Consider the following 25,693-nt stretch of genomic DNA (forward strand, 5'->3'; position numbering starts at 1 on the left):
GCATGTCCCATGCCTTCCGTCCGTGAAAGGACCGACCATCGTGACCACCACACTCGAACACTCCCCAGTCCAGCAGCGGCCCCCGGCCCACGCCGTCACCGGCGTGCTCGACATCGACGCGAGCGGGAAGGGGCACCTGCGCGCCGCGAACCTGATGCCCTCGCCCTGCGACCCACAGGTGCCGTCCGCGCTGATCCGGCGCCACGGCCTGCGCAAGGGCGACCTCGTCGACGGGGTCCACGGCGACCGGCGGGCCCTGACCGAGGTCGCCCGCGTCAACGGCCGCACCCCCGACAGGAACCGACGCGCCTTCGGCGAGCTGACGCCGCTTCACCCGCGGGAGCGGATCCGCCTCGAGCACCCGGCCTCCGGCCTGGCCGGCCGTGTCACCGACCTGATCGCCCCGGTGGGCAAGGGCCAGCGCGGCCTGATCGTGGCGCCGCCCAAGACCGGCAAGACCGTGCTGCTCCAGCAGATCGCGGCCGCCGTCGCCGGCAACCACCCGCAGTGCCGGCTGATGGTGGTGCTCCTCGACGAACGACCCGAGGAGGTCACCGACATGCGGCGTTCGGTGCGGGGCGAGGTGTACGCCTCGACCTTCGACCGGGCGCCCAAGCAGCACATCGCGCTGGCCGAGCTCGTGATCGAGCGGGCCAAGCGGCTCGTCGAGGCGGGTGAGGACGTCGTCATCCTGTTCGACTCCCTGACCCGGCTGTGCCGGGCCCACAACAACGCCGCCGCGTCCGGCGGCCGTACGCTGAGCGGCGGTGTCGACGCGGCCGCGCTGCAGGGGCCCAAGCGGTTCTTCGGTGCCGCGCGCTGCGCCGAGGAGGGCGGTTCGCTCACCATCCTCGCCACGGCCCTCGTGGAGACCGGCTCCCGGGCCGACGACTACTTCTTCGAGGAGCTCAAGAGCACCGGCAACATGGAGCTGCGTCTCAGCCGGGACCTCGCCTCCCGCCGCGTCTTCCCCGCCGTCGACATCACCACCTCCGGCACCCGCCGCGAGGAACTCCTCCTTCCTCCCGAGGAGTTGACAGCCGTGCGCGGTCTGCGCCGGGTGCTACAGGGCCGCGACGGCCAGAGCGGCCTGGAAACCCTCCTGGAGCGCATGCGGGAGACGCCCGACAACGCGACGTTCCTGCGGCGGATCCAGCCGACCCTGCCCGGCCACTGACGCGTCGCCCGCGCATCGCCCGTCCGGGTGCCGACGCGTCCTGTCCGGCCCGGGCAGCACGGTGTACGGCGGCTCGCTTCCTACGTTGGCGATATGAAGATCGGATTTACCTCCCGCGTCCTCGCGTCCACCTGCGCGCTGTGCGCGGCCGGCCTGCTGGCGCTCGCGCCCGCCACCGCGGTCGCCCGCGCCGAGCCCGACTCCGACAGGTCCGGCGGCCCGCGGGCGGCGACCCCGGAGCCCGCGCTGCTGTACCGGTCCGGCACCCATGCGCGGCCGCACGGTGACGCGCCCCGGGTCCCCCGCGTCTCCGCGCTGTCCTGGCTGGTGGCCGACGCCGGCACCGGGGAGGTGCTCGCCGCGCACGACGCGCACCGGGAGCTGCCGCCGGCCAGCACCCTGAAGGCGCTGTTCGCCCTGACCGTGCTGCCGACCCTGCCGGGCGGCATCCGGCACCGGGTGAGCGAGAAGGAACTGGCGGGGACCGGGCCCGGCAGCAGCCTGGTGGGGATCGCCGAGGGACGGGTGTACCAGGTCGCCGATCTGTGGCGCGGGGTGTTCCTCAGCTCCGGCAACGACGCGGTGCGGGTGCTGGCCGCGCTGAACGGGGGCTGGCGCTTCACGGCCGCCCGCATGCAGGAAAAGGCCCGTTCGCTGGGCGCCCTCGACACGAAGGTGCTGTCGCCGGACGGTTACGACACCCCGGGCCAGGTCTCGTCGGCGTACGACCTGGCCGTGTTCGGCCGGGCGGGGCTGCGCAGAGCGGACTTCGCGCGGTACTGCGGCACCGCCGCGGCCTGGTTCCCGGGCAGGAACGGCTACCCGTACGAGATCCGCAACACCAACCGGCTGCTGACCGGCGCGGACGGCGTGGACCGGTATCCGGGGCTGATCGGCGTCAAGAACGGCTACACCAGCAAGGCGGGCAGCACGCTCATCGCCGCCGCCCGCCGGGGCGATCGCACCCTCGTCGTCACGGTGCTGAACCCTCGGGCGGGCGGCGGGCTCGCCGTCTACGAGGAGGCCGGCGAACTGCTCGACTGGGGGTTCGCCGCGGCCGGACGGGTCGATCCGGTGGGGTCGCTGGACGCCTTGCGGGCCAAGCCGAGACCCGGACCGGTGACGGAGCCCGTCGCGGCGGACGTGGGACCGCGGGGCGGCGCGGGCGGGGTGGCCGGAGCGGGCTGGGCGGAGGCCTGGGCGATCGCGGGCGCCGCCGGGATGGGAGCCGGCGCCACCTCACTGGTGCTGCGCGGCAAGGGCGTCGAGCGACCGGAGCAGGACTGACCGACCGGCAGCCGCAGCAGCAGGCCGAGGGTGATCCAGGTGTAGATGTTGCTGCCGAGGAAGCCGTCGACTCCGGAGGCGTCGTCGAACCAGAGCCACACCACGCTGGTGCACAGCACCGCGTACAGGGCGCCCGCCACCCGTGGGTGCCCGGCACGGACCAGGACGGCGAAGGACGGCAGCAGCCACACCAGGTGATGCACCCAGGTGATCGGACTGACCAGGCAGGCGGCCAGCCCCGTGAGGGCGAACGCCGCCGTCCAGTCCCCCGCCGCCACGGCGCGGCGGGTGCGCGCCGCCCACACGCCCAGGACCAGCACGACCACCACCGCCCACACCACGCGGTCCGTCACGCCCAGCCGGGCCAGGACGCCCTGGAGCGACTGGTTGGAGACGTAGTCGAGACGGCCCACCCGAGTGGTGTCCCACATCGCGTGCGTCCAGTAGAAACGGGAGGCATCGGGAGCCACCCAGGCCGCGAGTGCCGTCGCGGCGGCGGCCACGGCACTCGCCACGGCGGCGGTTCGCCATCGCCTCGCCACCAGCAGCAGGCCGATGAAGGCGGCGGGCGTCAGCTTGATCGCGGCCGCGAGGCCGATGCCCACGCCCGCCCAGCGGCCCCGTCCCGTGGCCAGCAGCCGGCAGTCGAGGAGCACGAGGGCCAGCAGCAGGATGTTCACCTGACCGAAGCTGAAGGTGTCCCGGAGCGGTTCGAACAGGGCCAGCGCGCAGCCGGCCAGCGCCCAGCCGTACCAGCCGTGGCGCCGCCAGTGCCCTCCCGCCAGCACGTACAGCACGAAGGCCAGCCCGACCAGGTTGAGCAGCAGCGCCACCGCGATCGCCACGGACAGGTCGACCAGCGCCATGGGCAGCATGACGACGGCGGCGAACGGCGGGTAGGTGAAGCCGTACGTCGTCCCCGGCACCCGGTAGTCGTAGATGCGGCCGCCCTCGTGGATCCAGCTGTCGACGGTGCCGTGGTAGACGCGCAGGTCGAACCAGTCGCGCAGCAACGGCACGGTCGCGGTGAAGGCGGTCACGGCGGCGGCGAGCACGAGCACCAGCGCGAGCCGGCCGCGGTCGGTGCGCGGGAGCCTCATGCGGTGCGCTCCAACGCCGGGGCCTGCGCGGCCAGTTGCGCCTGCCACAGGACGACCACGGCTAGGGCGCCCCCGGAGGCGGCCAGTACCAGTTGGCCGACGTCCGCGGGGTCGCCGCTGGGCAGGACGGCGAGCGCGAGCACTCCCGTCAGGACCGCCACCCGGTGCCGTACCGACGTGCTGGGCGCCGCGGCGGCGATGAGGAACAGGCCCCACAGCGCGTACCAGGGGCGGATCGCCGGTCCGAAGGCGGCCACGGCCGCCAGGCTCAGGCCGAGCGCGTACACGGGGCGCGGACGCCGGCGCCACCATATGAGGACCAGGAGGGCCGCGGTGAGCACCAGTCCGAAGACGTGCCACGCCGGGACGGCCAGCGGCGCCAGATCGCTGCCGACCTCGTCCAGCAGTGAGGCGGTGGCGCGTCCGAGCAGGCTGGTCAGCGCCCAGTTCTGCGGGGAGACCGGGGTGTCCAGGGCACCTATCCACCCGTATCCCGTGCCCGCTACGGCCGTTGCGGCGACCGTGGTGACGGCGGACGCCGCCGCCGTGGTCAGGACGGCCTTCGCCGGGTGGTGGCCGGCCCGCGTCCGGAGCACGACGACCGCTGCGAGGCCGAGCGCGGCGGGTGCCTTGACCAGGGCGGCGAGGGTGACGAGTACGGCGCCCAGGACGGGCCACCGGCCGAGGGCCGCGACCAGGCCGGCGCCGAGCAGGCCGAGCATGATGGCGTCGTTGTGGGCGCCCGCGACCAGGTGCAGCAGCACGAGCGGGTTCAGGGCGCCCAGCCACAGCGCGGCGGCCGGGTCGGCTCCGCTGTGCCGGGCGAGGCGCGGCAGCGCGGCCGCCATCAGGGCCACCCCGAGGACCGCTATGAGGCGCATGCCGAGGAGCCCGGCGGGCAGTTCGCCGCGGGTGAGGCCGGACAGCGCGGAGGCGACGCCGAGGAACACCGGGCCGTAGGGGGCCGCCGTGTGCCGCCACAGCGGCGCGACCTCGTCCGCGAGCGGCCCGCCGAGGTGGGACGGGCCGTACGCGTACACGTCGATGTGGGCGTCGACCATGGCCCCTTGGGCCAGGTAGCTGTACACGTCCCGGCTGAACAGCGGCGGCGCCATCAGCAGCGGGGCGGCCCAGAGCGCCAGCACCAGCAGCAGGGCGCGCGGGGTCGGCGGGTCGGCGCTGCGCACGAGCCGCCCGAGCAGCAGCCAGGCCGCTATCAGCAGGACGAGTCCGAAGTACACGCCGACCAGGCCCAGGGCCGCGTGGGCCGAGCTCGGGGCCAGGAGCTCCCGGACCGGCAGCGCACCGGACGTCTCACCGCCCAGGGCGAGGAAGGCGGTACCGGCCAGACCGAGTATCCGGCAGCGGCGGAGATCGACGGGAAAAGCCATGGCCAACACTCGGTCAGCGTGTCAACGCCGGGTGGCCGGAAAGCGACGCGGGACCCTCGGGGCGGCGGACTGCGTGTGACCGGCGTGTGATCGGCCCCGGTCAGGGCGTCAGAGGAACCGCGAGCCGGCCACCGGACCCGAGGAGGTGAGGCCCGCCCGGTCGCCGCTCAGCCAGGAGCCGCGGACGGCGGTGACGAAGTCGGTGAGCTTGTCGACCGGGTCGGCGGGGGTCTCGCCGTCGCCTTCGTCGGGCGACGGATCGGCCGCGAGGATCTGTGCGGCGATCTCCTCCTCCGGCCGGTCGTCGGGGGCGCCCCGCTCCACGTTCCCCTCGTCGTCCACGCGCAGTTGCCCCTCCCAGGGCGCCGTCACCGACTGGTGCAGCAGGGTGACGCTGTCGGCGGTGACGACCGGCGGATCGGTCCAGTTGCTCGCGTGCTCGTGCAGCACCTGTCCCGAAGTCCGCTCGAAGAGTCCGCCGAGGATGTCCGGGCCCTGATCGGCAGCGGCCACCTCGTTCAGGTCGTACGCGACGACGACGGTGTCCTCCCGGTCGGGCGCGAACGGCTCCGTGGGCAGCTCAAGCACCTCGGCCGCGGCGCGGCCGAGGATCCTGCTGCTCCGGTCGGGCAGCAGGGACACCGACGTGGGGTGCACGCCGGTGGCGCCGAGCACGGCCTTCAGCCGCAGCAGACCGCGCAGGCACTGGTCGTGGGAGTCCTGCAGCCAGGCGTACCGCCCTGCCATGCCCGCGTTCCAGCCGTACGGGGACAGCGTGCCGAGCACGGTGCCGCCGAGGACGTACTGCCATCCCCGCAGATCGGTCAGGTCCAGCGGGCTCGCCGGCTCGGCGCTCGCCGCCCGCTCCAGCATGCGGCGCTGGCGGGCCCGGGTCGGCTGCCACATGGCGTCGTCGGGGTCGGACAGCAGGGCGTGCTGCCGGCGGGCCAGGGCGAGGTCACCGGACATGAGGGCGTTGAAGACCAGCAGGTAGCGGTCCGGCCAGTCGGCGAGCCCGCTCTGGCGCGCGGCCAGGACGTCGACCGCCTCGCGGTGGCGGCCCTCGCGCTCGTACGCCGAGACCAGTTCACGCAGGACCGCCGCCGAGTCCGGCGCCTGGTCCAGTGCCTCGCGCAGGGCGGGTATCGCCAGGTAGGGCACGCCGCGCTCGATGCAGGCGTATCCGAAGTCGTAGAGCGCCCGGGCCTTTTCGGGCCGGGCGGCGAGGGCGTCGGCGGCCTCGCGGAGATCCTCGAAGCCGGCCGCTGCGGCGGCCCGGGCGACCACGAGAGCGACCTCGCCGAGCGGCTGGTCGTCGGCGCCGTGCCGCAACCGGCGCAGGGCGCCGGGGATGTCCCCCTCGTCGAGGGCTGCCCATGCCTGGAGGAGTTCGGGGGTCTTCGGTCGGCGATTCCTGCGCGAGAACATGCGGAGGATCTTCACCGACGATCCGGCTCCTCCTCAACCGCATTACGGCCAGGCGCACCCGCATCACGGGGGCGGAGCGTCAGAAGACCGACAGGCCGGTGAGCGTCGTGAAGCGGTCGAGGGCCGCCACGCCGGCCACCGAGTTGCCGCGCTCGTCCAGGCCGGGGCTCCACACGCACAGTGTGCAGCGCCCCGGTACGACGGCGATGATCCCGCCGCCGACGCCGCTCTTGCCGGGCAGGCCGACCCGGTAGGCGAAGTCGCCCGCCGCGTCGTACGTGCCGCAGGTCAGCATGATCGCGTTGATCTGCTTGGCCTGGCTGCGGGAGAGCAGCCGGGTGCCGTCGGCGCGGACGCCGTGGCGGGCCAGGAAGGTGGTGGCCAGGGCGAGGTCGGCGCAGGACGCCGTGAGGGAGCACTGGCGGAAGTACTGGTCCAGGAGGGCGGGCACGGGGTTGTCGATGTTGCCGTAGGACGCCATGAAATGGGCGAGGGCGGCGTTGCGGTCGCCGTGCGCGGACTCGGAGGCGGCGACGTCCTTGTCGAAGTCCAGGGTCGGGTTGCCGCTCTCGGCGCGCAGGAAGGCCAGCAGTTCGCCCGCGGCGTCGCCGGTACGGGTCTGGAGGCGGTCGGTGACGACGAGCGCGCCCGCGTTGATGAACGGGTTGCGCGGGATGCCGTTCTCGTATTCCAGCTGGATCAGGGAGTTGAAGGGGTTGCCGGAGGGTTCGCGGCCCACGTGCTCCCACAGCTCGTCGCCCTCCCGGGCCAGGTCGAGCGCGAGGGTGAAGACCTTGGTGATGGACTGTGTGGAGAACGGCTCGCGCCAGTCCCCCACGCCGTACACCGTGCCGTCGAGTTCCGCGACGGCCATGCCGAAGCGGCGCGGGTCGCGGGCCGCGAGGGCCGGGATGTAGTCGGCGGGCCGGCCGCGGCCGGGAGTCCGCCCGATCTCCTCCGCGATGCGCTCCAGGATCGGCTGGAAGGTCAGTGACGACGTCGACGCTGCCATGATCACCATTGTGCCTCCGTGCCGGTCCCGGCGCGCATCCGTGGGACGGGCAGGTCAGGCCAGGGCCTGGCCGCTGCCCGCGACGACCTCCGGCCGCAGCAGGTCGGCCAGGGTCTCGGCCGGCAACAGGCCCTTCTCCAGGACGAGTTCGGCCACGCCCCGGCCGCTGACGAGGGCCTCCTTGGCGATGTCGGTCGCGGCCGTGTACCCGATGTGCGGGTTCAGGGCGGTGACCAGGCCGATGGAGTTCTCCACGGTCCTGCGCAGCGCCTCGGTGTTGGCGGTGATGCCGTCCACGCAGCGCTCGGCGAGGGTCAGGCAGGCCGCCCGCAGGTGGGTGACCGACTCCGACAGGGAGTGCAGGATGATCGGCTCGAAGGCGTTGAGCTGGAGCTGTCCGGCCTCGGCGGCCATGGTGATGGCCACGTCGTTGCCGATCACCTCGAAGGCGACCTGGTTGACGACCTCCGGGATCACCGGGTTGACCTTGCCCGGCATGATCGACGAGCCCGCCTGTACCGGCGGCAGGTTGATCTCGCCGAGCCCAGCGCGCGGCCCGGAGGACAGCAGGCGCAGGTCGTTGCAGCTCTTGGACAGCTTGACGGCGATGCGCTTGAGCACGCCGGACATCTGCACGAACGCCCCGCAGTCCTGCGTGGCCTCGACGAGGTTGGCGGCGGTGACCAGCGGCAGCCCGGTGATCTCGGCGAGGTGACGGCGGGCCGACTCGGCGTATCCGGCGGGAGCGTTGAGGCCGGTGCCGATGGCCGTGGCGCCCAGGTTGATCTCATGGATCAACTCGACGGCCTCGGCAAGACGGGACCGGTCCTCGTCAATCATGACCGCGTACGCCGAGAACTCTTGACCGAGCGTCATCGGCACCGCGTCCTGCAACTGTGTACGGCCCATCTTGAGCACGTCGCGGAACTCGACGGCCTTGCGGGCGAAGGCGTCCTGCAGTACAGACATCGCCTTGAGCAACCCGCGCACCGCGAACACCGTCGCGATCTTGACCGCGGTCGGGTAGACGTCATTGGTCGACTGGCCGAGGTTGACGTCCTCGTTGGGGTGCAGGTACCGGTACTGCCCCTTTTCGTGGCCCAGCAGCTCCAACGCCCGGTTCGCCACGACCTCGTTGGCGTTCATGTTGGTCGAGGTGCCGGCGCCGCCCTGGATGACGTCGACGACGAACTGGTCGTGCAGCTTGCCGGAGCGGATCTCACGGCAGGCGGCGACGATCGCGGCGGCCTTCTCCGGCTCCAGCAGCCCGAGTTCCTCGTTGGCGAGGGCGGCTGCCTCCTTGACGGCGGCGAGGGCATCGATGAGGTGCGGGTAGGCGGAGATCGGGGTGCCGGTGATCGGGAAGTTCTCCGTGGCACGCAGCGTGTGCACACCCCAGTACGCCTCGGCAGGGATGTCACGGTCGCCGAGCAGATCGTGTTCGCTACGGGTGACGACGACAGTCATGAGGGAACGGTTCCTCTTTCAAAGAAGTTGAGGGTAAGCGCCCCTATAGGGCGCGGGGAACTGCGCGATCGGCCACAAAACGGCCAGCAGTCGCCCAACAAGAAATCCGGCACATCCTCAGGCGCAAAGCCGGCACATCCTTAGGCGCAAGCCGGAACGGCGACCGGCTCCAGCGAACGGACGGGCCGCACACACCCGACCTCCCGCCCGCCCCCGAGAAGCGCCTCACCCTGGAACTCGGTGAGCAGCTCCGGATCGACCCCGGCCCACGCCAGCGCCGCCGCGGCCACCGGCACCCGCGCCCGATCGGCCCCGTCAGCGATCTTCACGGCAACGGCCCGGCCATCGGGCAACGCTGCGACCTGCACGCCCTCGAACCCGTCCTTGGCCAGCAGCCCCGGCACGGCCCGCATCAGCGCCGCCACATCCCGCCCGGCGCCGGAGGCCATCTCCGCATGCTCCCGCATCGCATCCGCGACCCGCGCCTCGGGCGTACCCGGCGCCGCCGTGGTGATACGAGCGGCCGCGCGGGCAAGACCGTGCAGCGAGACGGAGAACAACGGCGCCCCACACCCGTCGACGGTGGCCTGGGCGATCCGCTGCCCCGTGAGGTCCTCGACGATCTCGGCGATCGCCTGCTGAAGGGGGTGCTCGGGGTCGAGGTAGCCCTCCAGGGACCAGCCGTTGAGCCGGCAGGTGTACAGCATGGCCGCGTGCTTGCCGGAGCAGTTCTGGGCGAGCCGGGAGGGCGCTCGGCCTTCCCGGACCCAGACGTCCCGCACGACCGGGTCGAACGGCAGGTCGGGGACGTTGCGCAGGTGGTCCTCGGTGAGCCCGGCGAGTTCGAGGATGCGCCGGGTGCCGGCGAGGTGGCGTTCCTCGCCGGAGTGGCTGGCCGCCGTGAGTGAGAGCAGCTCGCCGTCGAGCGGCAGCCCGGCGCGCGCCATGGCGACGGCCTGGACGGGCTTGAGCGCCGAGCGCGGGTAGAAGGCGGCCTCGATGTCGCCGAGCTGGAACCGGACGTCACCGTCGGCGCCGAGGACGACGACGGAGCCGTAGTGGATGCCTTCGATCATTCCGCCGCGTATGAGGTGGGCGACGGGGACGTGGAGGGGTTCGCGGACAAGGGGTGCGTCCGCTGGGGAGCTGCTGTACATCACTGCCTGGTTGTGGTGGGTCGATGAGGGGGCGTCGACCGACACGGATCTCACGCGTCGGCCTTGGTGGAGGTGCGCGCGGCCCGGCTTCGGATGCCGTACCAGCCCGCGACCAGCGCTGCGACGATCAGCGGCAGGCACAGCACGGTGGTGCGGCCGGCGCCTCCGTCGGCGTACATGAGGACCAGGACGGAGGCGAGGAAGGCCAGCGTCACGAGTTCGGTCCAGGGGGAGCCCGGCAGTCGGTAGCCGGGGCGGGTGAGCTCGCCCTTCTGGGTCTTCTGCCAGAAGATCAGGTGACAGATCATGATCATGCCCCAGGTGGCGAGGATGCCGATCGCGGCGAAGTTCAGCACGATCTCGAACGCCTCGGCGGGGACGACGAAGTTGAGGCCGACGCCGAGGACGCAGAAGCCGCTGGTGAGCAGGATGCCGCCGTAGGGGACCTTGCTGCGGCTCATCACGGAGGTGAACTTCGGGGCGGAGCCGGACATCGCCATGGAGCGCAGGATGCGGCCGGTGGAGTACAGGCCGGAGTTGAGCGAGGACATCGCCGCGGTGAGCACGACGAGGTTCATGATGCCGCCGGCCGCCGGGATGCCGATGTTGGACAGCACCGTGACGAAGGGGCTCTCGCCCGCCTTGTACGAGGACCAGGGCAGCAGCATCGAGAGCAGGACGACCGAGCCGACGTAGAAGAGGCCGACGCGCCACATGATCGAGTTGATCGCCTTCGGCATGATCTTCTCGGGGTTCTCGGTCTCACCGGCCGCGACGCCGACCAGCTCGACGGAGGCGTAGGCGAAGACGACGCCCTGGACGATCAGCAGCATCGGCAGCAGGCCGTTGGGGAAGACGCCGCCGTTGTCGGTGATGAGGGACGGGCCGGGGGTGTGGCCGTCCACCGGCTGCTGGGTGACCAGCAGGAAGATGCCGATGCACATGAAGACGACGAGCGCGCCGACCTTGATGATGGCGAACCAGAACTCCAGTTCGCCGAAGATCTTCACCGAGATCAGGTTCACGGTGAGGACGACGGCCAGGGCGATCAGCGCGAGCACCCACTGCGGGATGTCGGAGAACATGCCCCAGTAGTGGGTGTACGTGGCCACGGCGGTGATGTCCGCGATGCCGGTGGTCGCCCAGTTGAGGAAGTACATCCAGCCCGCGGTGTACGCGCCCTTCTCGCCCATGAACTCGCGGGCGTAGGACACGAAGGCGCCGGAGGAGGGCCGGTACAGGACGAGTTCACCGAGGGCACGTACGACGAGGAAGGCGAAGACGCCGCAGACCGCGTAGGCGATGAACAGGGACGGGCCGGCGTCGGCGAGACGGCCGCCCGCTCCGAGGAACAGGCCGGTGCCGATGGCACCGCCGATGGCGATCATGTTGACGTGCCGGGACTTCAGGGACTTGCTGTAGCCCTCGTCTCCGGCGTCGACATGGCCGGAACGTTTCTGCACACCTTCGTGCAGGGACTGCTCGCTCACGCCTCGGTTCCGCCTTCCGTGGGGGTGTCCGTGCGCGCGGGACGCACGATGTCGGTGAGGGTCGTCTCGACGCGGTCGAGATGGTGGGCCATGGCCTCGGTCGCGTCGATCTCGGAACCGTCGATCAGCGCCTCGACGATGGCCCGGTGCTCGCGGTTGGACTGCTCGCGGCGGCCGCCCAGCTCGTTGAGGAACGCCGACTGACGCGCCAGCGCGTCACGGATCTCCTCGATGACCCGGCGGAAGACCGGGTTCTGGGCGGCCTCGGCCACGGCCAGGTGGAAGAGGGTGTCCATCGCGACCCACGCGGTGGTGTCCGTCTCCCGCTCCATGCGGTCGAGCAGGTGAGCCAGGTGGTCGAGGTTCTCCGGGGTGCGGCGCAGGGCCGCGTATCCGGCGACCGGGATCTCGACGTGGCGGCGCACTTCCAGCAGGTCGCTGGCCGCGTAGTCGCCGAAGGTGGGGTCCTCGACGGCGTTGGCGACGACGAAGGTGCCCTTGCCGGTCTTGGAGACCGTCAGGCCCATGGTCTGCAGGGCCCGCAGGGCCTCACGCAGGACGGGGCGGCTGATCTCCAGAGTGCGGCAGAGCTCCGCCTCGGAGGGAAGCTTGTCGCCGATGGCGTAGTCGCCGCGTTCGATGGCGCCGCGGAGGTGCGCCAGCACCGCTTCCATGGCACTGACGCGCCGCGGGAGCTGTCCGGCTGTCCGGCTGTCTGACAGGTTCACGGGAGAGATACTCCGGGTGGGCCGTGGGTGGTGTCAAGGGGAGCCGAAAGGAAAGATCCACCGGGTGTGACGCGCGAAGCGGGACTTGCGCCGGGCTGGTGAAGCACTACGTCCCACCCGTCCCGCTCAACCGTTGACCACGCCCGCGCCCAACAGACCGAACAGCAGCACCCCGACGACGATCCGGTAGATCACGAAGGCGTTGAAGGAGTGCTTGGCGACGAACCTGAGCAGCCAGGCGATGGAGGCGTAGGCGACGACGAAGGAGACGGCGGTACCGACGGCCAGCGGCAGCGCTGCCGTGCCCGTCGTGCCCAGGGCGTCCTTCAGCTCGTACAGGCCGGCGCCGGTGAGCGCGGGGATGCCGAGGAAGAAGGACAGGCGGGTGGCGGCGACCCGGTCCAGGTCGAGCATGAGCGCCGTGGACATCGTGGCGCCGGAGCGCGAGAAGCCCGGGAAGAGCAGGGCGAGGATCTGGGAGCTGCCGACGAGCATGGCGTCCTTGAAGGAGGTGTCGCCCTCCCCGCGCTTGTGCCGTCCCATCTGATCGGCCGCCCACATCACGCCGCTGCCGACGATCAGCGACCCGGCGACCACCCAGAGGGAGGCGAGCGGCCCCTGGATGAGCGGCTTGGCGGCCAGGCCGACGACGACGATCGGGATCGTCGCGCAGATCACCCACCAGGCGAACTTGTAGTCGTGGTGGTACCGCTCCTCCTTGTCCCGCAACCCGCGCAGCCACGCGGAGACGATCCGCACGATGTCCTTGAAGAAGTACACGAGCACGGCGGCGATCGCGCCGACCTGGATGACGGCCGAGAACCCGACGACCGCGTCGTCGTCGACGGGGATGCCCATGAGCCCCTCGGCGATCTTCAGATGGCCGGTCGAGGAGACGGGCAGGAACTCGGTCACCCCCTCGACGGCTCCGAGGACGACGGCCTGACCGACGCTGATGACGCTCATGGGATCCCGTTCCGGGCTCGGCGGGCAGTGGCGCGCACCGTCCTACCAGGCCCGGGTGTGGATCCGTGGCGTACGACGCGTGGTCGGGTGGCCAGGTGGCCTACGACCACACCGCCTGGGCCATCGACACGCCCAGGAACGCCGCGCCGAGGCCGGCGGTGACGCTGCCCACGATGTTGGCGACGGCGTAGAGCCCCGCTCCCGTCCCGGTCAGCCGCAGGGTCTCGTAGGAGAAGGTCGAGTACGTGGTCAGGGCCCCGCACAGCCCGGTGCCGAGCAGCAGCTGGAGGTGGGAACTCGCGGCTCCGGCGGACGCCGCGCCGGTGAGCAGCCCGAGGATCAGGCAGCCGCTGACGTTGACCGCGAAGGTGCCCCAGGGGAAGACCGAGTCGTGCCGGGACTGCACCGCTCGGTCGGTGAGATACCGCAGGGGGGCGCCGATCACGGCGCCCGCGATCACCAGGAGCCAGTTCACGTCGACTTCTTACCCTTCAGGTCCGATTCGGGCGGTGTGTCGTCGCGGCCGAGGTACCGGATGACCTCGCAGTGGTCGAGGGTCACGAGTCCTTCGGTGACGAGTTCGTCGAGCTGGGGCAGGAAGGCGCGTACGCGCTCCTCCGTGTCGACGATCACGATCGCGACCGGCAGGTCCTCGCTCAGCGACAGCAGCCGCGAGGTGTGGACCAGCGAGGAGGCGCCGAAGCCTTCGACGCCGCGGAAGACGCTGGCGCCCGCGAGGCCGGCCGCGTGGGCGCGGTGCACGATCTCCGAGTAGAGGGGCTTGTGGTGCCAGGTGTCGTGTTCGCCGACGAAGACGGTCACGCGCAGGGCTCTGCCGGTCAGCCTGGTCATGGTTGCCTCCGTCCGAGGAAGCGGCGGGTGGCGGCGCTCGCCAGCCAGACCGCTGTCAGCGCCGCTGTCAGGGTGGCGGCGAGGTAGGCCAGGCCGGTGCGGGGGTGGCCGTCGTCCACCAGCTTCTGGATGTCGACGGCGTACGTGGAGAAGGTGGTGAAGCCGCCGAGCACTCCGGTGCCGAAGAAGGGCCGGACGAGGCGGTGGGCGGCCCACACCTCGGTGATGAGCACCATGAACACGCCGATCACGGCGCAGCCGACGACATTGGTCCAGAAGGTCGCCCAGGGGAAGCCGCCCGGCTGGGCCGGCCACCAGAGCGCGGCCGCGTAGCGGGCGGTGGCGCCGATGGCTCCGCCGAGCGCGACCACCGCGACGACCGGGGCCTGCGCCCGCCGGTCGGGCCGCCGTGGGGTGGGCGCGGCGGCGCGCGGGTTCTCGGTCTTCGGGGCTGTCATGGTCGTACCTCTCCTACTCGCCGGGCCCGGACGCACGGGCGCGGATCGCAAGTAGGGACCGTTGGCGGTGTGTGCACCGCGGTTCGGGTACGGCGGGCCCCACCGCCGCGCCGCGAGGACGATCGCGGCCGCTGAAAGCCTAACTCCGCGGGCGTCGGCGGGTCACCTCGGGACCGGCGGCTCACAGACCGCCACGCCCCGCTCCCACATGCTCCCGAGGATCAGCCGGCCGCCGCTCTCGCAGACGCTGGTGACCATGCGGAACCGGGAGTGGCGGCGGGCCAGGTGGTGGACGACCGTCCCGGTGTCGTCGACCGCGAGCACGCCGATCGTGCCGGTCGGCCGGAAGGGGGCGCGCACGGCGACGCGTGCGGCGGCGCGGCGTACGGCCGGGGCGGTGCGGTGCAGGAGGTCCAGCGGGGGGACGCGCGGGCCGGCCAGCGCGACCCATGTCGGGCCGTCCGGCGTGCCGCGCCAGAGGTTGTCCGGCATGCCCGGCAGGTTCTCGACGAACGGCTCGCCGTGTCCGGTCCGCGGTCCGGTGAGCCAGTAGCGGGTGAGGCGGTACGCGCTCGTCTCGGCGACGATCAGGAAGGAGCCGTCGGCGCTCAGGGCGAGGCCGTTGGCGAACTGGAGTCCGTCCAGGAGGACTTCGGGGGTCTCGCTGCCGGGGGCGAGCCTCAGGAGCCGGCCGGTCGCCGTGTGTTCGACGAGGTCGCCGATCCAGTGCTCCAGCGGGTGGCGGCGGCTGCTGACGGTGAAGCAGACGCTGCCGTCGGGCAGGGCGACGACGTTGCTGCAGAACCGCAGCCTCTCCCCCGCCACCGAGTCGGCGAGGATGCGGACGGTGCCGTCGGCGAGGTCGACGCGGAGCAGTCCGTGTTCGGCGTCGCACACCACCAGGCCGTCGTCCGGGAGGAGTTCGAGGCCGAGGGGTCGGCCGCCGGTGTCGGCGAGCACCTCGACGCGGGCAGCCTCGGTCGGCTCCGCCAGGCCGTCGATGCGCAGGATACGGCCGTCCTCGACGCCGGTCAGGACACGGCCGTGGGCGTCGGCCACGACATCCTCCGGGCCCCGGCCGCCGATCGTGACGTAGCGGCGTGGGACGAGAGCGGTGGGTCGATCCATGTGCGCCTGCCCTGTGCCGCGGTCGTCCGCCAAGGCCCTCGACTCCCCACTCGCCGTTCCCGAAAGCTGTTCCCGCCCGTTCTACCAGCCCTTCTCGAACATGCGGGCCACCTCGGCGATCCGCACCTCGTCACGTCGGTAGTACAGGCGTCGGCGGATCCGCTTCGTGCGCAGCAGGCCGACGGCCACGAGCAGGCCGAGGTGGGTCTCGGCGACCTTGCGCGGCACGCCGAGCTTCGCGGCCACGGCGTGCGCGGTGACGCCGTCGTCGGTCAGAACGCCGTGGCGCTGCGACGGGAAGTGCGCGACCGGATCCTTCAGCCACTCCAGGATGTCCAGTCGCCGTTCACTGACGGGAGTCCTCAGCATGCAGCCCCCTTCCGATCAGGGCTCCTCGTGCCGCGTCTTCCCACTCTCCCGCAGTCCGGGCTCCGGCGTACGGACTTCACACGGCTTGTCCGATACCGAACCCACTCACCCTGCCCCGCGCGGTCGTCAGCCGCTGATCACGGGACTGCGGTGTATCCACTCGTCGTCGTGTGCCGCCCGGTGCATGAAGGCGGCGACGTCGGCGCGGCAGAGCGAGCGCAGCAGCGTTCGGTAGACCGCCTTCTGAGTGGCGCTCGACCACGGGAGGGTGTGGCCGACACCGAACGACGACAGCCAGACCAGGCGGGAGACGCCCGCCGCCTCGGCCGCGTCGAGCACGGCCGCCGCGGACCGGGTGAAGAGACCGCCCGCACGCACGGAGTTGCCCGCGCCGAGCGCGGTGGCGGTCCGGCCGTGCCGGCGAACCGGTTCGGGGACCGGCGGGAACGGCTAAGCGGACAGCTGTCCGGTCAGCAATGATGCGCCTCGCGCCTCGTTCACCGCCGCACGGGCGCGTCGGCGCGCAGGCCGTAGGGTGGCCTGCCGCAGCGCCTCGGCCAGGTCGGATTTGGCCATCGCGAAACGCGCCAGGCGGTCCATCCACTCACGCAGCGCCTGGTCGGGTTCCCGCGTCTTCAGCAGGTCGGCCGCGCTGTCGGTGAGCTGTCGCACCTCGTGACGGTGCACCTCCAGGACGAGCGCCTCACGGTTGGGAAGTTGCGGTAGAACGTGCCCTGGCCCACAGCGGCCTTCTTGGCGATCACGCTCAGCGGTACCTCGGGGGCTCGCGACAACTCCGCAGGAGCGGACTGCTGTCCGTTTGGCTTTCACGATACGGCGAGAGCGCCCGGCGCGGCCCGCGCCGGGCGGCCCGGTGGGCAGTACGCGGAGAAGCCCGGCCCGCCGGAGCGTGGCCGGGCCCCTCGTTACAAGCGCGTCCTCACCGGGTCACCGGTGGCTGAACCACGCCATCGACGGCAGGGCCTTGTCGTCGTAGCCGAACAGGGCCTGGTTCTCCCAGCCGTTGCCGGAGGAGGCGTCGGTCGGGTCCCAGCCGTTGCCGGAGACGGCCGTCCAGGTCGCCTCCCAGTAGAAGACACCGAGACCGCGGCCGCCCGGAACGGCCTCCACGATGCTCGTGACGTCGTTCATCCAGCGGCGCTGCCCGGCCGTGTTCGCCGGGTAGCCGGCGACCAGTTCGCCGGTGGTGTTGATGATCTCCTCGTGCGAGTCCTCGCTGTCCAGCCGGAACGGGTAGGCCGTCTCGGCGACGAAGACCGGCTTGCCGTAGCGGGAGGCCGCGTCGTCCAGGGTCGTCTGGAAGTCGTACAGCGAGCCGTGCCAGTAGCCGTAGTACGACAGGCCGATCGCGTCGAACTTCACGCCGTTCGCGACCGCGCTGTCGAACCACCAGCGGGTGCCGGACAGGTCGCCGCCCTTGGCGAGGTGCAGCGCGACCGTGGTGGACGAGTTGACCGCCTTGACCGCGTCGTAGCCGGAGTTGAGCAGGCCGGCGAGCTGCGACCAGTTGTTCGTGGAGCCCTCGTTCCACAGCATGCCGCCATTGATCTCATTGCCCACCTGGACCATGTCGGCGGTGGTGCCTTGAGCCTTCAACGCGTTCAACACGTCGTACGTGTGGTTGTACACGTCGGTCTTGAGTTGACTGTACGAGTGCCCCGCCCAGGCGGCCGGCTTGCCCTGGGCGCCCGGGTCGGCCCACGTGTCCGAGTAGTGGAAGTCGACCAGCAGCTTCATGCCGGAGGCCTTGATGCGCTTGGCCATGGCGAGGACGCGCGTCTTGTTGTTGTAGCCGTCGGCCGGGTTGACCCAGACCTTCAGACGCGCGTAGTTCATGCCGGCGTTCTTCAGGATGGTGAGCGCGTCGCCGGTCGCGCCGGAGCCGGTCCGGTAGACGCCGCCCTTGGCCTCGCTCTTGGCGAGGGAGGAGATGTCGGCGCCGTGGATCGACGTGCCGGAGGTGCCGGACGCGAAGGTCAGGTCGTCGACATTGATCCAGTTGCCCGCGTTCGCGTCACTGTTGATGCTGATCGTGCACTGGTTGTTCGTCACGTTGACCGGCACGACGATACGGATCCAGCCGCTCGCCGAGACCGGGAGGTCGGTGCGCTGCTCGGCGCCGCCGCAGTTCTTCAGCGCTATGTAGGCCGAGTTCTGACCGCCGCCGGAGCGGACCCAGGCGGTGAGCTTGTAGTTCCCGTTGGTCAGCCCGGACAGGTACTGGTAGGTCTCCACCTTGTAGGCGGAGGACGCCCAGTGGGTCAGGCGGTAGCTCCCGCCGTGGCCACCGGCCTCGGTGAACGAGGCGGAGTTCTGGCCGGCGGCCGAGTACGTGGACCAGCCGGCCGGTGTCGCGGTGCCGGTGCCACCGGACTCGAAACCGCCGTTGGTGAGCGTGCTCGCCGCCGAGGCGGTCTGGGCGGGCAGGGCGGTGAGGGCGAGGCCCGCCGCGAGCGGCAGCAGCAGGACTCGGAGGGTGCGTCTGGGATGGAACATCGTCGTCCGTCGTCCCTTCGACGTAAGTGGGGGTTGGGGGTGTCCCTCACCTGGGCGGTGAGGAGCCCCTCCGCCCGCGGCTCGTGGCACGCGCGGGCGGAGGGGAGCGGAGGGGAGGGGAGGGGAGGGAGTCGGCTCAGCCGTCGAGTCGTACGACGCGGACGGCTCCCGCGGGGACCGCCAGGCGGCCCGCGGCGCGTTCACCGGTCAGCAGCTCGGTGCCGTGCGCATCGAGCGGCACCTTGGCGTCCGACGCGGTGTGGTTGACGGCGAACAGGTAGCTGCCGGACTCGCCGACGCGGCGCACGACCTCCACATCGCGGGGCAGGTCGGCCCGCGGCGCGACCTGCGCGTCCTCGATCGCCCAGCCCAGCAGCGCGTCGAGGCCCTCGGCACCCAGGCGGGTGGAGACGTACCAGGCGGTGCCCTCGCCGAGGCGGTGCCGGGTGACGGCCGGGTGGCCGGCGGTCAGGCCGTCGGCGTACGTCCAGACGGGCTCGGCGCCGCGCGGGACGACGAACTCGCTCCACACGTCGCCGCTGAGCTCGGAGCCGTCCGGGCCGGTGATGCGCACCAACTGGTCCTGGAGCAGGGGCGAGAACTCCTCGATCGTCAGGCCGAGGACGTCCCGCAGCGCGCCCGGGTAGGCGCCCTCGTGCACGGCGTCGTGCTCGTCGACGATGCCGGAGAAGTACGACACGACGAGGGTGCCGCCGTTCTCGACGTACCGGCGCAGGTTGCGGCCGGCCGCCTCCGTCATCAGGTACAGCGCCGGTACGACGACAAGGGGATAGGCCGACAAGTCGGCTTCCGGGTGGGCGAAGTCGACTGTGAGGTGACGGTCGTAGAGCACCTCGTAGAAGGCGTCGGCGCGCTCGCGCGGGTCGTGGTCCTCGCTGGGCCGCCAGTCGAGGTTCTGCGCCCACCAGGAGTGCCAGTCCCACAGCATCGCCACGTCGGCCTGGGTGCGGGTGCCGCGCACGGCGCTCAACGAGTCCAGGCAGGCGCCGAGTTCGACGACCTCGCGCCACACGCGCGTGTCCGTTCCGCCGTGCGGGAGCATCGCCGAGTGGAACTTCTCGGCGCCGCGCCGGGACTGCCGCCACTGGAAGAACATGGCGCCCTCGGAGCCGCGCGCGACGTGGGCGAGGGAGTTGCGGGCCATCTGGCCGGGGGCCTTGGCGGGGTTGCGGGGCTGCCAGTTGACGCCCGAGGTGGAGTGCTCCAGGAGGATCCACGGAGCGCCGCCGGCCACCGAGCGGGTGAGGTCGGCGGCCATCGCGAGGTTGACGTGGGTGCGGCGGCCGTCGGTGATCAGGTAGTGGTCGTTGGTGACGATGTCGACCTCACGGCCCCAGGCCCAGTAGTCCACCGAGTCGCACTGGCTGAGGGCCGTCATGAAGTTGGTCGTGACGGGGACGCCCGGCGAGAGACGGTGCAGGATGTCCCGTTCGGCCACGAAGTTCTCGCGCATGGTGGCGTCGGCGAAGCGCTTGTAGTCCAGCGCCTGCGAGGGGTTGACGGCCGTGGGTGTCGCCCGCGGCGGGTTGATCTGCTCCAGGTCGGTGTAGCGCTGGCCCCAGAAGGCGGTGCCCCAGGCCGTGTTGACCGCGTCGACCGTGCCGTACACCGAGGCCAGCCAGCGGCGGAAGTGGGCGGCGCAGGAGTCGCAGTAGCAGGCCGAGACGGGCACACCGTACTCGTTGTGCACGTGCCACATCGCCAGCGCCGGGTGGTCGCCGTAGCGCTCGGCGAGCTCGGTGGTGATGCGCGCGGCGGCGGCGCGGTAGTCGGCGTTGCTGTGGCAGATCGCGGCGCGCGAGCCGAACTCGTAGCGCACGCCCTCCGCCGTCACCGGCAGCGCCTCGGGGTGGGCGCGGTAGAACCACACCGGTGGGCAGACGGTGGGCGTGCCCAGGTCGACGCGGATGCCGTGCTCGTGCAGCAGATCGAAGAGGCGGTCCAGCCAGCCGAAGTCGTACACGCCGGGTGAGGGCTCCAGCAGCGCCCAGGAGAAGATCCCGACGCTCACCATCGTGACGCCGGCCTCCCGCATCAGCCGGACGTCTTCCTGCCAGACGCTTTCCGGCCACTGCTCGGGGTTGTAGTCCCCACCGAAGGCGAGCCTGGTGAGGCCCCTGGGGGTGGTCTCCGGCATGGATTCTCTCCCGGTTGATCGATCAATTGGGAACGTGCACACACAGCGGCGGCGGTGTGATCCCAACATAACCGCACAGCAACAACCATTGACAAGGGTCCGGGATGTTTCTCTACTGTGAACGCTCACAGAAGCATGGCAGGTCTTCGCACCAGGCGGAGACCCAGGTCAGGGGAGAGATCCATGCCCATCACGAAGCGTCGGCGGCTCTTGTTCAAAAGTGCAGCCACCTGCGTCGCCGTCGCCCTCGGCGCCACCGCCCTCGCCGCCTGCGGCTCCGAAGACGCGAGCGAGGACCCCTCCGGGCCGGTCGCGCTGACGTACTGGACCTGGACGCCCGGCATGGACAAGGTCGTCGACCTGTGGAACAAGGGCCCGGGCAAGAAGGACCAGATCACGGTCACGGTGAAGAAGCAGGCGTCCGGCGACACGCTGGTCACCAAGATCCTCACCGCGCACAAGGCCGGCAAGGCCCCGGACCTGGTCCAGGCCGAGTACCAGGCGCTGCCGACGCTGGTCAGCAACGACGCGGTCGCGGACATAGCGAGCGAAGTCGGCGACGCGAAGGGCAAGTTCGCCGAGGGCGTGTGGCAGCAGACCACGCTGGGCACCGACGCGGTCTACGCCGTCCCGCAGGACATCGGGCCCATGATGTTCTACTACCGCGCGGACCTCTTCAAGCAGTACGGCCTGAAGGTCCCGGCCACCTGGGAGGAGTTCGCCGAGACCGCCCGCGCGCTGAAGAAGAAGGCCCCCGACAAGGACCTGACCACCTTCTCCGCCAATGACTCCGGCCTCTTCGCGGGCCTCGCCCAGCAGGCCGGCGCCAAGTGGTGGACGACCTCCGGCGACAAGTGGCAGGTCGGCATCGACGACGCCGCCTCCCAGAAGGTCGCCAGGTTCTGGGGCGACCTCGTCGAGGAGGGCGCCGTCGACAACCAGCCGATGTACACCCCGGCCTGGAACAAGGCACTCAACACCGGCAAGCAGATCGCCTGGGTCAGCGCCGTGTGGGCGCCGGGCACGCTGACCACGGCCGCGCCCGACACCAAGGGCAAGTGGGCCATGGCCCCGCTCCCCCAGTGGTCGGACTCGAAGAACGTCACCGGCAGCTGGGGCGGCTCCTCCACCGCCGTCACCACGGACTCCGACAACAAGGCGGCCGCCGCGAAGTTCGCCGCCTGGCTGAACACCGACGGCGACGCCCTCAACGCGCTGGCCAAGGAGAGCGGCATCTACCCGGCCTCCACCTCGGCCCAGCTCAGTGGCGCCTTCACCACCCCGCCGGCCTACTTCGCCAACCAGCCCGACTTCTACACGAAGGCCGCCGAGATCGCCGAGACCACGGCACCGTCGGCCTGGGGCCCGAACGTGAACGTCGCCTACACGACCTTCAAGGACGCCTTCGGCAAGGCCGCCAAGAACAAGTCGGACTTCGTCGCCGCTTTGAAGACCATGCAGGACGACACGGTCACCGACCTCAAGAAGCAGGGCTTCGAGGTCTCCGAGTGACCAGCACGAGCCGGAAGGCGTACGGGGTGAAGGGGGCCCCGTACGCCTTCCTCGTCCCCGCGACCATCCTCTTCGCCCTGTTCTTCGCGCTGCCCATCGGCTACGCGGTCTGGCTCAGCTTCCACAAGGTGAAGGTCTCCGGCCTGGGGCTCGGTTCCGGTGCCCGCAAGGAGGTCTGGGCCGGCCTGGAGAACTACACGGACGCCCTCACCGACAGCGAGCTGGTCGACGGCGCGCTGCGCGTGCTCGGTTACGGCTGCATCGTCGTACCGGTGATGCTGGGCCTCGCCCTGCTGTTCGCGCTGATGCTCGACTCCGACAAGGTGCGACTCGCGCCCTTCACCCGGCTCGCGATCTTCCTGCCGTACGCCATCCCGGGCGTCGTGGCCGCGCTGCTGTGGGGCTTTCTGTACCTGCCCGACGTCAGCCCGTTCTACTTCGTGCTCGACAAGCTGGGCCTGCCGCAGCCGGACCTGCTGGACGGCGGGCCGCTCTATCTCGCCCTGTCGAACATCGCGGTCTGGGGCGGCACCGGCTTCAACATGATCGTCATCTACACCTCGCTGCAGGCGATCCCGGCCGAGGTGTACGAGGCGGCCAAGCTGGACGGCGCCACGCCGCTGCAGATCGCGCTGAAGATCAAGATCCCGATGGTGGCGCCCTCACTGGTGCTGACCTTCTTCTTCTCGATCATCGCCACGCTCCAGGTGTTCAACGAGCCGACCACGCTCAAGCCGCTGACCAACTCGGTGTCCACGACCTGGAGTCCGCTGATGAAGGTGTACCAGGACGCCTTCGGCAAGGGTGACATCTACGCGGCGGCCGCGCAGGCCACGATCATCGCCCTGGCCACTCTGCTGCTGTCCTTCGGGTTCCTGCGGGCCGCGAACCGTCACAACAAGCAGGAGGCAGCCCGATGAGTTCTCTTGCCGTGAGCAAGACCGGGACGGCGGCCGGCTCGGCGCCGGGCACCGTCCAGGACCGTCCGCCCCTCCGGCGCCGGATCGCGCTGCTCCCCACGATCACGCTGCTGCTCGGCGCGCTCTACTGCCTGCTGCCCGTGGCGTGGGTGGTGATCGCGGCGACGAAGTCCGGCAGTGAGTTGTTCTCCACCTTCACCTTCCTCCCGGGCACGGGTTTCGCCGACAACTTCTCGGACCTGAGCGCCTATCGGGACGGCGTGTACTGGCAGTGGATGGGCAACTCCGCCCTCTACGCCGGTCTCGGCGCGCTGCTGTCGACGGGCGTGTCGGCGTTCAGCGGCTACGCCCTGGCGACCTACCGCTTCCCCGGCCGCGAGACGATCTTCAACGTGCTGCTCGCGGGCGTGCTGATGCCGCCGGTCATCCTCGCCATTCCGCAGTACCTGCTGCTGGCGAAGGCCGATCTGACGGACTCGTACCTCGGCGTGCTGCTGCCCCAGATCCTCTCGCCGTACGGCGTCTACCTCGCGCGGATCTACGCGGCGGCGGCCGTCCCCGCGGACGTGGTCGAGGCCGGGCGGATGGACGGGGCGAGCGAGTGGCGGATCTTCACGCGGGTCGCGCTGCCGATGATGGTGCCCGGCATGGTGACGGTGTTCCTGTTCCAGTTCGTGGCCATCTGGAACAACTTCCTGCTGCCGTACGTCATGCTCAGCGACGACGAGAAGTTCCCGATCACCCTGGGTCTGTTCACGCTCCTCGAACAGGGTGCCAACACCCCGGCGCTGTACACGCTGGTGATCACCGGGGCGTTCCTCGCGGTCATCCCGCTCGTGGCGCTGTTCCTGGTCATCCAGCGGTTCTGGAGCCTGGATCTGCTCTCCGGAGCCGTAAAGTCATGACCATGAGCAACACGGGGGGCCGGCGCAGACCGCCGACGATCCACGACGTGGCCCGCGAGGCCGGAGTCTCACGGGGCACGGTCTCGCGGGTGCTCAACGGCGGTCACTACGTCAGCCCGTCCGCCCAGGAGGCGGTCAACGCGGCGATCCGCAAGACGGGTTACGTCGTCAACCGGCACGCCCGCTCGCTGATCACGGGCCGTTCGGACTCGATCGGCTTCCTGCTGACCGAGCCGCAGGAGAGGTTCTTCGAGGACCCCAACTTCAACGTCCTGCTGAGCGGCTGCACGCAGGCGCTCGCGGCGCACGACATCCCGCTGCTGCTGATGCTGGCGGGCACGAAGGACGAACGGCGGCGCATAACGCGGTACATCACGGCTGGCCACGTGGACGGGGTACTGCTGGTCTCCAGCCACTCCGGCGACCGGGTCGCCGAGGAACTGCGCGAGGCGGGCGTACCGCTCGTGCAGTGCGGCAAGCCCATGGGGCTCGGCTCCAAGGTGAGCTACGTGGCGGCGGACGACCGGGACGGCGCCCGTGACATGGTGCGCCACCTGCTGTCCCTGGGCCGCCGCCGGATCGGCGTGGTCAGTGGTCCGCTGGACACCCCGGGCGGCGTCGACCGCCTCGCCGGCTACAAGGAGGTGCTCACCGAGGCGGGCGTCGAGATCGACGAGCGGCTCATCGTCTCCGGCGACTACAGCCGGGCCAGCGGCGAGGCGGGCGCCGCGCGGCTACTGGCCCAGGCCCCGGACATGGACGCCCTGTTCGTGGCCTCCGACCTGATGGCACAGGGCGCCCTGACGGCGCTGCACCGGGCGGGCCGCCGGGTGCCCGAGGACGTGGCGGTGGGCGGTTTCGACGACTCCGCCGCGGCGACCGAGGCCACCCCGCCCCTCACGACCATCCACCAGCCCTACGACCGCATCAGCGCCGAGATGGTGCGGTTGCTGCTCGCGCAGATCGGCGGCGAGGACCCGGCGGCGGTGATCCTGCCGACGGAACTGGTGAAGCGCGAGTCCACGTGACGCGGTGAGCGGACCGCGGCAGGGCGAGCGGGCGGGGGCGTGCCGCACGGCGATCCGGCCGGTGGCGCGCCCTCGGTTCGCGACCGGTCCGGAATCGCACGTGGCCGCCATCAGGGCGACGCACGCGGCCCTGCTGGAAGCCAGCGCCTGCACTAGTTGCACAGTCAACAAATGTCCGGATCGGTGCTACCGTGCCGGTATGGCAGTGAAGACGGCCGACGCGCGGCTCGAGGAACAGTGGCGCGACATCCTGGCGGTGCACGCGCGCACGATGTGCGAGATCGATCGTGTCCTGCACCCGCACGGCCTGGGCGCGAGCGACTTCGAGGTACTCGACATCCTGGCGTCCGCCGCGCCCGAGGAGGGCGACCACTGCCGGGTGCAGAACCTCGTCGGACGCGTCCATCTCAGCCAGAGCGCGCTGTCCCGGCTCATCGGCCGGCTGGAGAAGGACGGCCTGGTGGAGCGTTCCGTCTGTGCGGAGGACCGGCGCGGCGTGTTCGTCAGCCTGACCCGCAAGGGCCGTGATCTGCACGCTGAGGTCCTGCCGTTGCAGCGGGACGCGCTGGCCCGGATGCTGGGCGGCTGACGGCAAGGCGCAGTGGCGCGGCGAAGGGGAGGAGCGGCGGCTTCGGTGCCGCCG

The 25,693-nt window shown here is 71.1% G+C and carries 22 protein-coding genes and 3 pseudogenes; 7 read left to right on the forward strand and 18 right to left on the reverse strand.

Features of this window, described 5'->3' with window-relative positions; all coding sequences use genetic code 11:
* Positions 1-40: 40 nt before the first annotated feature.
* Together rho and ABZ078_RS00775 are read left to right on the forward strand one after the other, a co-directional pair.
* Positions 41-1,177 carry a transcription termination factor Rho gene (gene rho, locus ABZ078_RS00770; protein ID WP_356570279.1) on the forward strand — a complete coding sequence of 379 codons (1,137 nt, stop codon included), beginning with the start codon at positions 41-43 and terminating at the stop codon, positions 1,175-1,177.
* 93 nt (positions 1,178-1,270) lie between these two features.
* Positions 1,271-2,152: pseudogene (locus ABZ078_RS00775) on the forward strand (D-alanyl-D-alanine carboxypeptidase); the annotation flags it as partial.
* Positions 2,153-2,190: 38 nt separating this feature from the next.
* On the opposite strand, the gene ABZ078_RS00780 reads toward ABZ078_RS00775, so the two are convergent.
* The 18 genes and pseudogenes from ABZ078_RS00780 to ABZ078_RS00865 all read right to left on the reverse strand — a co-directional run bounded on the left by ABZ078_RS00780 (position 2,191) and on the right by ABZ078_RS00865 (position 20,685).
* On the reverse strand, positions 2,191-3,564 hold the full coding sequence (locus tag ABZ078_RS00780) for a glycosyltransferase family 87 protein (protein WP_356570280.1): 1,374 nt from the start codon (positions 3,562-3,564) through the stop codon (positions 2,191-2,193).
* Positions 3,561-4,955 carry a polyprenol phosphomannose-dependent alpha 1,6 mannosyltransferase MptB gene (mptB, locus tag ABZ078_RS00785; RefSeq protein WP_356570281.1) on the reverse strand — a complete coding sequence of 465 codons (1,395 nt, stop codon included), beginning with the start codon at positions 4,953-4,955 and terminating at the stop codon, positions 3,561-3,563. Before mptB ends, ABZ078_RS00780 begins: the two co-directional genes overlap by 4 nt.
* A 108-nt stretch (positions 4,956-5,063) precedes the next feature.
* Positions 5,064-6,383 (reverse strand): hypothetical protein, encoded by a 1,320-nt coding sequence (locus tag ABZ078_RS00790; protein WP_356570467.1) that lies wholly within the window; start codon positions 6,381-6,383, stop codon positions 5,064-5,066.
* 79 nt (positions 6,384-6,462) lie between these two features.
* Positions 6,463-7,404, reverse strand: coding sequence for a glutaminase (locus ABZ078_RS00795; RefSeq protein WP_356570282.1), 942 nt, complete (start codon positions 7,402-7,404; stop codon positions 6,463-6,465).
* A 45-nt stretch (positions 7,405-7,449) separates the two neighbouring features.
* Positions 7,450-8,862 (reverse strand): aspartate ammonia-lyase, encoded by a 1,413-nt coding sequence (gene aspA / locus ABZ078_RS00800; protein ID WP_356570283.1) that lies wholly within the window; start codon positions 8,860-8,862, stop codon positions 7,450-7,452.
* Positions 8,863-9,002: 140 nt separating this feature from the next.
* Positions 9,003-10,019, reverse strand: a complete 1,017-nt coding sequence (locus tag ABZ078_RS00805; RefSeq protein ID WP_356570284.1) for an asparaginase — start codon at positions 10,017-10,019, stop codon at positions 9,003-9,005.
* 50 nt (positions 10,020-10,069) lie between these two features.
* Positions 10,070-11,509: an amino acid permease gene (locus ABZ078_RS00810; protein ID WP_356570285.1), complete on the reverse strand. Its 1,440-nt coding sequence runs from the start codon at positions 11,507-11,509 to the stop codon at positions 10,070-10,072.
* Positions 11,506-12,183 (reverse strand): FadR/GntR family transcriptional regulator, encoded by a 678-nt coding sequence (locus ABZ078_RS00815; RefSeq protein ID WP_356570469.1) that lies wholly within the window; start codon positions 12,181-12,183, stop codon positions 11,506-11,508. The genes ABZ078_RS00810 and ABZ078_RS00815 overlap by 4 nt, the downstream gene beginning before the upstream one ends.
* Before the next feature lie 180 nt (positions 12,184-12,363).
* Positions 12,364-13,203: an undecaprenyl-diphosphate phosphatase gene (locus tag ABZ078_RS00820; protein WP_356570286.1), complete on the reverse strand. Its 840-nt coding sequence runs from the start codon at positions 13,201-13,203 to the stop codon at positions 12,364-12,366.
* 100 nt (positions 13,204-13,303) lie between these two features.
* A complete protein-coding gene (gene crcB, locus ABZ078_RS00825; RefSeq protein ID WP_356570287.1) occupies positions 13,304-13,678 on the reverse strand; it encodes a fluoride efflux transporter CrcB in 375 nt (124 codons plus the stop codon).
* Positions 13,675-14,055, reverse strand: coding sequence for a DUF190 domain-containing protein (locus ABZ078_RS00830; protein WP_356570288.1), 381 nt, complete (start codon positions 14,053-14,055; stop codon positions 13,675-13,677). Before ABZ078_RS00830 ends, crcB (ABZ078_RS00825) begins: the two co-directional genes overlap by 4 nt.
* A complete protein-coding gene (crcB, locus tag ABZ078_RS00835; protein WP_356570289.1) occupies positions 14,052-14,513 on the reverse strand; it encodes a fluoride efflux transporter CrcB in 462 nt (153 codons plus the stop codon). Before crcB (ABZ078_RS00835) ends, ABZ078_RS00830 begins: the two co-directional genes overlap by 4 nt.
* Positions 14,514-14,675: 162 nt before the next feature.
* Positions 14,676-15,641, reverse strand: coding sequence for an SMP-30/gluconolactonase/LRE family protein (locus tag ABZ078_RS00840; RefSeq protein ID WP_356570290.1), 966 nt, complete (start codon positions 15,639-15,641; stop codon positions 14,676-14,678).
* 81 nt (positions 15,642-15,722) lie between these two features.
* Entirely contained in the window at positions 15,723-16,010 is a 288-nt protein-coding gene (locus ABZ078_RS00845; protein ID WP_356570291.1) for a helix-turn-helix domain-containing protein, read from the reverse strand.
* A 126-nt stretch (positions 16,011-16,136) separates the two neighbouring features.
* Positions 16,137-16,397 (reverse strand): annotated as a pseudogene (locus tag ABZ078_RS00850) (NAD(P)H-binding protein); the annotation flags it as partial.
* A 147-nt stretch (positions 16,398-16,544) separates the two neighbouring features.
* Positions 16,545-16,810: pseudogene (locus ABZ078_RS00855) on the reverse strand (TetR family transcriptional regulator); the annotation flags it as partial.
* 148 nt (positions 16,811-16,958) lie between these two features.
* Positions 16,959-18,527, reverse strand: a complete 1,569-nt coding sequence (locus ABZ078_RS00860) for an arabinogalactan endo-1,4-beta-galactosidase (RefSeq protein WP_356570292.1) — start codon at positions 18,525-18,527, stop codon at positions 16,959-16,961.
* A 136-nt stretch (positions 18,528-18,663) separates the two neighbouring features.
* A complete protein-coding gene (locus ABZ078_RS00865) occupies positions 18,664-20,685 on the reverse strand; it encodes a beta-galactosidase (RefSeq protein WP_356570293.1) in 2,022 nt (673 codons plus the stop codon).
* 183 nt (positions 20,686-20,868) lie between these two features.
* Between ABZ078_RS00865 and ABZ078_RS00870 the strand changes: the two genes are divergently transcribed.
* The 5 genes from ABZ078_RS00870 (at position 20,869) to ABZ078_RS00890 (ending at position 25,639) form a co-directional block, all read left to right on the forward strand.
* Positions 20,869-22,197, forward strand: coding sequence for an extracellular solute-binding protein (locus tag ABZ078_RS00870; RefSeq protein WP_356570294.1), 1,329 nt, complete (start codon positions 20,869-20,871; stop codon positions 22,195-22,197).
* On the forward strand, positions 22,194-23,117 hold the full coding sequence (locus ABZ078_RS00875) for a sugar ABC transporter permease (RefSeq protein ID WP_356570295.1): 924 nt from the start codon (positions 22,194-22,196) through the stop codon (positions 23,115-23,117). Before ABZ078_RS00870 ends, ABZ078_RS00875 begins: the two co-directional genes overlap by 4 nt.
* On the forward strand, positions 23,114-24,022 hold the full coding sequence (locus ABZ078_RS00880) for a carbohydrate ABC transporter permease (protein ID WP_356570296.1): 909 nt from the start codon (positions 23,114-23,116) through the stop codon (positions 24,020-24,022). The genes ABZ078_RS00875 and ABZ078_RS00880 overlap by 4 nt, the downstream gene beginning before the upstream one ends.
* A complete protein-coding gene (locus ABZ078_RS00885) occupies positions 24,019-25,050 on the forward strand; it encodes a LacI family DNA-binding transcriptional regulator (RefSeq protein ID WP_356570297.1) in 1,032 nt (343 codons plus the stop codon). The genes ABZ078_RS00880 and ABZ078_RS00885 overlap by 4 nt, the downstream gene beginning before the upstream one ends.
* A gap of 199 nt (positions 25,051-25,249) precedes the next feature.
* Positions 25,250-25,639, forward strand: coding sequence for a MarR family transcriptional regulator (locus ABZ078_RS00890; protein ID WP_356570298.1), 390 nt, complete (start codon positions 25,250-25,252; stop codon positions 25,637-25,639).
* Positions 25,640-25,693 lie beyond the last annotated feature (54 nt).

This window comes from Streptomyces sp. NPDC006385 (assembly GCF_040612485.1).
Classification (GTDB): Bacteria; Actinomycetota; Actinomycetes; order Streptomycetales; family Streptomycetaceae; genus Streptomyces.